Origin of the sequence: Mycobacterium sp., from assembly GCF_035697385.1 — a bacterium.
In the GTDB taxonomy this organism is placed as follows: Bacteria; Actinomycetota; Actinomycetes; order Mycobacteriales; family Mycobacteriaceae; genus Mycobacterium.
On sequence record NZ_DASSCY010000281.1, the window covers coordinates 1 to 9,477 of the forward strand.

The 9,477-nt window shown below is 67.0% G+C and carries 10 protein-coding genes; 3 read left to right on the top strand and 7 right to left on the bottom strand.

Going from position 1 to position 9,477, the window contains the following annotated elements:
* The 7 genes from VFH65_RS23650 to ftsH form a co-directional block, all read right to left on the bottom strand.
* A partial coding sequence (locus VFH65_RS23650; RefSeq protein WP_353324742.1) for a DUF6779 domain-containing protein occupies positions 1 to 826 on the bottom strand: 826 nt, incomplete at its 3' end.
* Positions 827 to 903: 77 nt separating this feature from the next.
* Positions 904 to 1,380 (bottom strand): DUF3180 domain-containing protein, encoded by a 477-nt coding sequence (locus tag VFH65_RS23655; RefSeq protein WP_353324744.1) that lies wholly within the window; start codon positions 1,378 to 1,380, stop codon positions 904 to 906.
* Complete coding sequence (gene folK / locus VFH65_RS23660; RefSeq protein WP_353324746.1) at positions 1,380 to 1,907, bottom strand: 2-amino-4-hydroxy-6-hydroxymethyldihydropteridine diphosphokinase; 528 nt, start codon at positions 1,905 to 1,907, stop codon at positions 1,380 to 1,382. Before folK ends, VFH65_RS23655 begins: the two co-directional genes overlap by 1 nt.
* Positions 1,904 to 2,287, bottom strand: a complete 384-nt coding sequence (gene folB / locus VFH65_RS23665; protein WP_353324748.1) for a dihydroneopterin aldolase — start codon at positions 2,285 to 2,287, stop codon at positions 1,904 to 1,906. Before folB ends, folK begins: the two co-directional genes overlap by 4 nt.
* Complete coding sequence (folP, locus tag VFH65_RS23670) at positions 2,280 to 3,098, bottom strand: dihydropteroate synthase (RefSeq protein WP_414688495.1); 819 nt, start codon at positions 3,096 to 3,098, stop codon at positions 2,280 to 2,282. The genes folB and folP overlap by 8 nt, the downstream gene beginning before the upstream one ends.
* Positions 3,095 to 3,703 (bottom strand): GTP cyclohydrolase I FolE, encoded by a 609-nt coding sequence (gene folE, locus VFH65_RS23675; protein ID WP_353324749.1) that lies wholly within the window; start codon positions 3,701 to 3,703, stop codon positions 3,095 to 3,097. Before folE ends, folP begins: the two co-directional genes overlap by 4 nt.
* An 18-nt stretch (positions 3,704 to 3,721) precedes the next feature.
* Entirely contained in the window at positions 3,722 to 6,070 is a 2,349-nt protein-coding gene (gene ftsH / locus VFH65_RS23680; protein ID WP_353324751.1) for an ATP-dependent zinc metalloprotease FtsH, read from the bottom strand.
* Between the two features lie 238 nt (positions 6,071 to 6,308).
* Here ftsH and VFH65_RS23685 point away from each other — a divergent pair, with 238 nt between their 5' ends.
* The 3 genes from VFH65_RS23685 to VFH65_RS23695 form a co-directional block, all read left to right on the top strand.
* Positions 6,309 to 7,271, top strand: coding sequence for an alpha/beta fold hydrolase (locus tag VFH65_RS23685; protein ID WP_353324753.1), 963 nt, complete (start codon positions 6,309 to 6,311; stop codon positions 7,269 to 7,271).
* A complete protein-coding gene (locus VFH65_RS23690; RefSeq protein WP_353324754.1) occupies positions 7,271 to 8,470 on the top strand; it encodes an LLM class flavin-dependent oxidoreductase in 1,200 nt (399 codons plus the stop codon). The genes VFH65_RS23685 and VFH65_RS23690 overlap by 1 nt, the downstream gene beginning before the upstream one ends.
* Positions 8,470 to 9,477 (top strand): zinc-binding dehydrogenase (locus VFH65_RS23695; RefSeq protein WP_353324756.1); only part of this gene is annotated, 1,008 nt, incomplete at its 3' end. The genes VFH65_RS23690 and VFH65_RS23695, both read left to right, overlap by 1 nt.

Below are 9,477 nucleotides of genomic sequence, written 5' to 3' on the forward strand. Positions count from 1 at the left end.
GCTTGGGTGGCTCCTGTTGTTGCGGCGGCTCTTGTTGTTGCGGTGGCTCCCAGGGGGATTGGCGCTCGGGCGTTGGCTGCTGCTGCGGAGCAGGGGGTGGGGTCGGCGGCGGCGACCAGGCCGGCGGCGGCTCCGGCGCCAGATGTCGCCGGCCCGCCGGCTCCGTTTCCGAGGGCCTGCGGTGTGAACCGCCGTAGGCCGGTGGCGTCCATTCGTACTCCGGAGGATGAGGTTCCTCGGGCACGTCGATGATCGGGCTTTCCTCGGTGCGGGGGTCCTCGTCGCGGTCGTGGGTGTCAATGCGGCTAGCAGTGACGCGGGCCTTGGGCTGAATTTCGGTTGGCCAATCGCCGTAGGTGCGGGGCCGATCGGTCTCGATAGCGGGCCGGTCAGAGAGGTCGGCGTCGAAGAGGATCTCCAGGCTGGCGCGCAGCGCGGCCAATTCGGCCCGCAGACCCGCCACCTCGTCGGCGGCCTGCGCGCGAAGCTCCGAGGACAGCTCACGGCGCAGGTGCGTCTCCACCGACAGCTCGTATTCGCGACGCGCCGAGATCTCGCGCTCCAACTGCAGGTCGTAGACCAGCTTCAGATCCCGCACCTTTGCCTGGTCCACATCGCTTTGCCGCCGATAGATGACCGACACGAATGCAGCCACCACCGCGGCCCACAAAGCGAGGATGACCGCCAGCTTGAGCAACTCCACGCGGTTGGTGAAAACCAGTGCAGAACTCGCCACGATGGCGAGCACCAGCAACACCGTCAGCAGCAGCCAACCCGGCCTCCGGCTGGCCCGTCGACCCCTGGAGCTGCGGGTCAGATCGGTCATGGGCCGACTGTACCCGCCACAGGTCACCTCGCGTGTCGACCTCTTCGGCGATTCGGCTGCTGGGCCGCGGGTGCCAGTTACTCCGTCGCTCCGTTGGCGTTTTCGGGCGGCTCATCCGGCGACTTGCAGCAATGCTGAAGCCACAGTGCCGCGACGACCAGTGCGAGCGCGCACACCGCCGCCACGACCGCGCCCGCGGTGTCCTCGCCTGCCACCCTCATGGTGCTGCGCCGTGGCAAAAGGTAAAGCACCACCCCGACCCACCAACCCAGTACCAGAGCGCCGACCCACGCCGACGCCTTGGCGATCACCACGGATCTGGCCACGGCCAGCGGGTGCAGCCAATCCGGCCCGTCGCCGATCTCGCCGTCGTTGATCTTCGCCCGCACGTAGAACGCCCAGCCCGCTTCGGCGATCGCCACGGCCAGCAGTGACACGCCGGTCCAGAGTGTGATCGGCGGAAACCATCTGTACAGCAGAACCACCAGCAGATAGCCCGCCGCGGCGGCGAGCACCGTCGCGGCCGTCAGGTCACGCTTGCGGGTCGGTCCCATCAGGCGTCCTGGTCAACCGAAAGGATCAGCCCAGTCAGCCGAACCCCGTCACGCTCGGCGGGGTCGATCTCGGCCAGCAGGCGGGCCAGCGACCGCTGCTCCCCCGCGACCGTGAGCGTGGCGTCAGGGTCGACGGCCAACCACGGAGTCAGCACGAACGCCCGCAGATGGGCCAGCGGATGCGGCAGCGTCAGCACCTCGTCGCTTTCGGTGACCTCACGATCACCGTCGTGACAGACGACGAGATCCACGTCGAGCGTGCGCGGACCCCAGCGCTCGGCGCGCACCCGGTGGGCCGCGTTCTCCAGCTCATGCGCGCGGCGCAGCCAGCCATGGCAGTCGAGGGCGGGGTCATCGGCGATCAACACGGCGTTGAGGAACGGGCCCTGCTCGACGCCGCCCCACGCGGCCGTCTCGTAAACCGGTGACACCGCGCGCACCGCGCCACCGAGGCCGTCGACCACCGATTGCAGCCGCGCCAACCGGTCGCCCAGATTCGACCCGATGGACAGCACCACTCGGCTCATGCCCCACCATTCCGTCCGCCGCGCCTCGAACGCCGCGCCACCACTGCAACATCGGCGAACTGCAATGGGATCGGCGCCGAGGGCTTGTGCACGACGACTTCGACAGCGTGCGCCCGGTCGTCGGCCATTACATCGTCGGCGATCGCGGCCGCGACCGTCTCGATGAGCTTGTGCGGCGGGCCTGCCACGATGTCGGCGGCCCGTTGTGCGAGCACGCCGTAGTCCAGCGTGTCGGCCAGGTCGTCGGTGGCCGCCGCCTTATCGAGGTCGATCCAGACTGTGATGTCGACAACGAAGTCCTGCCCATCGCGGCGCTCATGCTCGAACACGCCGTGGTGACCGCGAACGGTCAAGCCCCTCAACTCGATTCGGTCAGCCACGCCAGGCCTCAACCACCTTGAGCGCATCCACGGTCGCCCGCACGTCGTGCACCCGCACACCCCACGCGCCGTGCAGGCCGGCAAGCGCGGAGACCACCGCGGTGGCCGTCTCACGCCCACTCGGCGGCCGCGGTTCCCCGTTGGGACCCGCCAGTAGCGTGCCGAGGAAGCGCTTGCGGGACGCGCCGACCAGGACCGGGATTCCGGTGCCGACGAGCTCCGGCAATGCGCGCAGCAACGCCCAATTGTGTTCTGCCGTCTTGGCGAAACCCAGCCCCGGATCGATGATCAGTTTGGCCGGTTCGACACCTGCGGCCACTGCGGCGTCGACACTCGCCAGCAGTTCGTCTCGAACCTCGGCAACCACGTCCCCGTACGCCGGCACGTCATGCGGCCTGGCCGCGCCGACCGATCGCCAATGCATCAGCACCCAAGGCACTTTTGCGTCGGCGAGCACGCCCGCCATATTGGGATCGGCCCGCCCGCCGGAAACGTCGTTGACGATGTGCGCGCCGTTTTCCAGCGCCGCCTTCGCCACCTCGGCATGCATCGTGTCGATGCTGACTGTAATACCTTGCCCGGCAAGTGCTTTCACCACCGGCAGCACCCGCGCGGTTTCCACGCGCGGTTCGATGCGGGTGGCGCCGGGGCGGGTTGACTCACCGCCGACGTCGACGATCGCGGCGCCATCGGCGGCCAGTGCGACGCCATGCTCGATGGCGCGATCACGGTCGAGGAACAGTCCCCCGTCGGAGAAGGAGTCGTCGGTGACGTTCACGACTCCCATGACCTGCACGCGTGTCGTGCTCACCTGCGCAGAATGAGATCCAGCGCCTCGGCCCGCGATGACGCATCGCACTTGAACTGTCCGCGCACCGCCGACGTGGTGGTGGTCGCACCGGGCTTGCGCACGCCGCGCATCGACATGCACAGGTGCTCGGCCTCGACCACCACGATCACGCCGCGCGGATCCAGCTTGCGCATCAGCGCATCGGCGATCTGAGCGGTCAGCCGTTCCTGTACCTGCGGGCGCTTGGCGTACAGATCGACCAGCCGGGCGATCTTCGACAGCCCGGTGACCCGGCCATCTTTGCCTGGGATGTAGCCGACGTGCGCGACACCGTGAAACGCGACAAGGTGGTGTTCGCAGGTGGAGTACAGCGGGATCTGCTTGACCAGCACCAGTTCGTCGTGCTGTTCGTCAAAGGTGGTGTTCAGCACGGTGTCCGGGTCGGTATAGAGCCCGGCGAACATCTCCTTGTACGCGCGCGCCACCCGAGCCGGCGTGTCCTCGAGGCCGTGCCGGTCGGGATCCTCCCCGATCGCGATCAACAGCTCGCGGACCGCCGCCTCGGCACGCGGTTGGTCGAACGCCGGGGTGGTGAACGTGGCCGAGTTGTTGTGCGACCGCGTCATCGAAGCCTCTTTTCGTGATCAGCCGTGCGCCGGCGGATTAGACCGGCCGCCAGACCGATCACTGTCCTGGCCTTGATCCCCGCCCTGGTTGGGCGTGGGTGGGTTCCCCTGTGGTGCGGGTTGCCCGGGCTGAGGATAGGGCTGATACGGCGGGTAGGGCGGCGGAGCCGCTCCGGCGGCGACATTGGGGTTCTGCCAGTTCGACGGGGGGTACCAATACCCCTGCTGCGGATGCGGCTGCGCCGGCTGCTGCTGCTGCGGGTGTGGCGGCCACCCCGGGGCGTGCCAACCGGCGGGGGCGCCGTAATCGGGCTGGGTCGGCCCGATGGCGGGGCCTCCGTTGGCGCCTGCGCCGTTGGTGCCGTTCTGATGCGAGCCTTCTGCGGCCTTTGCGGCCTGCGCGATCGCGGCCTTGAACGCAGGCTCGGGGACCGGCTTGGGCCATGGCTCGCCGCGTTCGATCGCCAGCTCGCCTGGCGTCTTAATCGGCGGCTTGTCGGAAGGGACGCGACCACCGAAGTCGTCGAACATGGTCAGTCGCGGCCGCTTCTTCACGTCGCCGAAGATGGCCTGCAGCTCGGCGCGGTGCAGGGTTTCCTTCTCCAAGAGCTCACCGGCGAGCGTGTCGAGCACGTCGCGGTATTCAGTGAGAATCTCCCACGCCTCGGTGTGCGCGGCTTCGATGAGCTTGCGCACCTCGTCATCGATGATCTGCGCGACCTCGTGGCTGTAGTCGGCCTGGGTACCCATGGTGCGGCCTAGGAACGGGTCGCCGTGCTCGGTGCCATAGCGGACGGCGCCGAGCTTGGCACTCATGCCGTACTCGGTGACCATCGCGCGGGCGATCTTGGTGGCCTGCTCGATGTCGGACACCGCGCCGGTGGTCGGCTCGCGGAAGACCAGCTCCTCCGCGGCGCGTCCGCCCATCGCGAACACCAGCCTGGCGATCATCTCCGAGCGGGTCATCAGGCCCTTGTCGTCCTCAGGCACAGACATCGCGTGCCCGCCGGTGCGCCCACGGGCCAGGATCGTGACCTTGTAAATCGGGTCGATGTCGGGCATCGCCCATGCCGCCAGCGTGTGCCCGCCCTCGTGGTAGGCCGTGATCTTCTTCTCGTGCTCGCTGATGATGCGGCTCTTGCGTCGCGGACCGCCGACGACCCGGTCGACGGCCTCCTCGAGCGCGGGGCCGGTGATGACCGTGCCGTTTTCCCGCGCGGTGAGCAGCGCGGCCTCGTTGATCACGTTGGCCAGATCAGCGCCGGACATGCCGACGGTGCGCTTGGCCAGCCCGTCGAGGTCCGCGTCGTCGGCGATCGGCTTGCCCTGCGAGTGCACCCTGAACACCGCGCGACGGCCGGCCAGGTCCGGGTTGGATACCGGGATCTGGCGGTCGAAGCGGCCGGGCCGCAGCAGGGCCGGGTCGAGGATGTCCGGCCGGTTGGTGGCCGCGATCAGAATGACGCCCTGGCGCTCGCCGAAGCCGTCCATCTCCACAAGCAGCTGGTTGAGCGTCTGCTCGCGCTCGTCGTGGCCGCCGCCGAGGCCTGCGCCGCGCTGGCGGCCGACCGCGTCGATCTCGTCGACGAAGATGATGCACGGGCTGTTCTGCTTGGCCTGCTCGAACAGGTCGCGCACCCGGGAAGCGCCGACGCCGACGAACATCTCCACGAAGTCCGAGCCGGAGATCGTGAAGAACGGCACACCGGCCTCACCTGCGACGGCGCGGGCAAGCAGCGTCTTGCCGGTGCCTGGCGGGCCGTAGAGCAGCACGCCCTTGGGGATCTTGGCGCCGAGCGCCTGATACCGCGACGGGTTCTGCAGGAAGTCCTTGATCTCGTAGAGTTCCTCGACCGCCTCGTCGACGCCTGCCACGTCAGCGAACGTGGTCTTGGGCATGTCCTTGGACAGCTGCTTGGCGCGCGACTTGCCGAAGCCGAAGCCCATCCGGCCACCGCTCTGCATGCGGGAGAACATCACGAACAGGCCGACGAGCAACAGCAGCGGCAGCAGATAGATGAGCAGCGAGCCGAGCATGCTGCCCTGATTCACGACGGTGTTAGTTTTTGCGCCCTTGGCGTTGAGCGCATCGAACAGCGTCACCCCATATCCGGTGGGGTATTTGGTAATGATCTTGTCGCTGTTCTCGGTGCCGTCGCTGGCGTTCTTCAGCTCAAGCCGCAGCTGCTGCTCGCGGTCGTCGATCTGTGCGCTCTTGACGTTGTCGCTGTTGATCTGGGCCATTGCCACAGAGGTGTCGACGGGCTTATATCCACGGGTGTCGTCGCTGAAATAGAAGAACGACCAGCCCAGCAGCAACACCACGGCAATCGCGGTGAGCGTGCGGATCACATTTTTCCGGTTCATGAGTATTCAGGCCTTCGTCGGCTTCATCTGTATTGGCCGCCTGCGGCCGGTGTCCTTCCAATACGCGCAGCTGGGATAGTTCAGGCTACCGCTAGACCAACGGTCCGCAGTTCCCGACGGCCTGCCGGAGGGAACCGAGGATGTAGTCCGACGGCTTGCCGGAGGGAACCGAGGATGTGGTCCGACGGCCTGCCGGAGGGCCCTTCACGGCCGCACTGGCCTGTGCTTGGGTGAGACCGTGCTCACATCGACCGAGCGGCTAGTCGAGACGAATGGGGTCCAACTTCGAGTCATCGAGGCCGGTGATCGCGGGTCGCCGGTCGTCGTGCTGGCCCACGGCTTCCCCGAGCTGGCCTATTCGTGGCGACATCAGATTCCCGCGCTTGCCGACGCCGGCTATCACGTGCTGGCGCCCGATCAGCGCGGGTACGGCGGATCTTCCAAGCCCGAAGAGGTCGACGCCTACAACGTCGTCGAACTGTCCGCCGACCTCGTCGGCCTGCTCGATGACGTCGGTGCCGAACGTGCGGCGCTCGTCGGCCATGATTGGGGCTCCGTGGTGGCGTGGAATGCGCCGCTGGCACACCCAGACCGCATCGCCGGCGTCGCCGGGTTGAGTGGGCCGCCCGTGCCACGCCCGCCGGTTTCACCGACCCAGATCTGGCGGCGACGGTTCAGTGACAACTTCTTCTACATCCTGTATTTCCAGGAGCCCGGGGTAGCCGACGCCGATTTGTCGCGCGATACCGCGACAACGATGCGGCGGGTGTTCGGTGCCCGGTTGCCCTCGAACGAGGCCGACCAGATAGCGATGTTTGCCCCTGGCCCACGGGGTTACGTCGAGCGACTCCCTGAAGTTGACGCCCTGCCGGAGTGGATCAGCCAGGACGAACTCCACCACTACATCGACGTGTTCACCAGGACCGGTTTCACCGGGCCGCTGAACTGGTATCGCAATTTCGACCGCAACTGGGAGCTATCCGCCAAATTTCCGGCGTCGACCATCACTGTGCCATCACTGTTCATCGCGGGCACCGCGGACCCGGTGCTGATGTTCACGCCTCGCGACCACGCCCGCGAGGTCGCCACTGGCGACTACCGCGAGGTGATGATCGACGGTGCCGGTCACTGGATCCAGCAGGAGCGGCCCGGTGAAGTCAATGAGGTGCTGCTCGACTTCCTGTCTGGATTGGAGCTGTGATGGGGCGTCCGCTCAACTTCGGGGTGTTCATCACGCCGTTTCACCCGGTCGGCCAATCGCCAACCGTCGCACTGGAATACGACCTCGAACGGACAGTGGCGCTGGACCGGCTGGGCTTCGACGAGGCTTGGTTCGGCGAGCATCACTCCGGCGGCTATGAGCTCATCGCGTGCCCCGAGGTGTTCATCGCGGCGGCCGCCGAGCGGACCAAGCACATCCGGCTTGGCACCGGCGTGGTGTCGCTGCCGTATCACCATCCGCTGATGGTCGCCGACAGGTGGGTACTGCTCGACCACTTGACGCGCGGCAGGGTGATGTTCGGCACCGGGCCGGGCGCACTGCCGTCGGACGCCTACATGATGGGCATCGACCCGGTCGAGCAACGACGGATGATGCAGGAGTCGCTCGAGGCCATCCTCGCGTTGTTCCGCGCGGCGCCCGACGAGCGGATCAGCAGACACTCCGACTGGTTCACGCTGCGGGATGCGCAGCTGCACATCCGTCCATACACCTGGCCATACCCCGAAATATCCACGGCGGCAATGATTTCCCCGTCCGGGCCCAGGCTCGCTGGCGCGCTTGGTACGTCTCTGCTTTCACTGTCGATGTCGGTGCCCGGCGGTTACGCCGCGCTGGAGAACACCTGGCAGGTCGTCATGGACCAGGCCGAGAAGTCGGGCCGCGACGAACCGGACCGCAAGGATTGGCGGGTGCTGTCCATCATGCATCTGGCCGACACCCGCGATCAGGCGATCGACGACTGTGTCTACGGACTGCAGGACTTCGCGAACTACTTCGGCGCGGCTGGCTTTGTGCCGCTGTCGAATCCCAGCGACGGCACTGTGGGGACTCAGACGCCGCGCGAGTTCGTCGCCGAGTATGCGGGTAAAGGCAACTCCTGCATCGGCACGCCAGGCGACGCGGTCGCATACATCCAGGACCTTCTCGAAACGTCCGGTGGCTTCGGAACATTGCTGCTGCTGGGCCACGACTGGGCGTCGCCTGCCGCGACCTACCACTCCTACGAACTGTTCGCCCGCGAGGTGATGCCGCACTTCAAGGGACAGCTGACAGCGCCGCGGGCGTCGCACGACTGGGCCAAGGGCATGCGCGACCAACTGCTCGGCCGCGCGGGAGAGGCGATCGTCAAGGCGATTTCGGAACACACCGACGAGATCAAAGAACGGGATCAGACCTGATGCGGGCGGTGGTACTGCGCGACCGCCAGATGGTGTTGCGCGACGACGTGCCCGAGCCGGTTCCCGAATCCGGCCAGGTGCTGGTTCAGGTGACCGCGTGCGGGATCTGCGGCTCCGACCTGCATTTCGCCAAGCACGGCGACACGATGCTCGAACTCGGCCTACAGATGCAGGGCGACTCGAGCGGCGGTCAACAGGTCGATCTGTCCGGCGACGTCTTCATGGGTCACGAGTTCAGTGCAGAGGTGCTCGAAGCCGGGCCGGACACGGACGCGCCCAAGCCCGGCACGGTGGTTACGTCGTTGCCGGTGTTGTTGTCCTCCACCGGTTTCGAACCGATTTTCTCCTCCAACACCACGGTTGGCGGTTACGCCGAGCGGATGTTGTTGTCGGCACCCCTGTTGCTGACGGTGCCGAACGGGCTGGATCCGCGTCACGCCGCCCTCACCGAGCCCATGGCGGTTGGCTTGCACGCGGTCAACAAATCGGGTATCGCTCAAGGCGAGGTGTCCTTGGTGCTCGGCTGTGGACCCATCGGGCTCGCGATCATCGCCGCGCTGCGCCACCGCGGGGTCGAACACATTGTGGCGGCGGACTTTTCGTCGAAGCGCCGCGAGCTCGCCGAAACGATGGGCGCACACGTCACCGTCGATCCAGCCCAAGGTTCGCCGTTCGAATCCGTGAAACCCGCGGTCGTGTTCGAGGCCGTCGGCGTCCCGGGGATCATCAACGATGTGTTCCGGCGGGCGCCCACCGGAAGCCGGCTGGTCGTCGCGGGCGTGTGCATGGAGCCCGACACGGTGATGCCGTTCTTCGGCACCGCCAAGGAAATCAATGTGCAATTCGTGCTCGCGTACGACCCTGCGGAGTTCGCGGAGTCGCTGCGCGCCATCGCCGAAGGCGAGATCGACGTCGGGCCGCTGATCACCGGACAGGTCGGACTCGACGGCGTTGCGCAGGCGTTCGACGAGCTGGCCACGCCCGCCGAGCACTGCAAGATCCTCGTG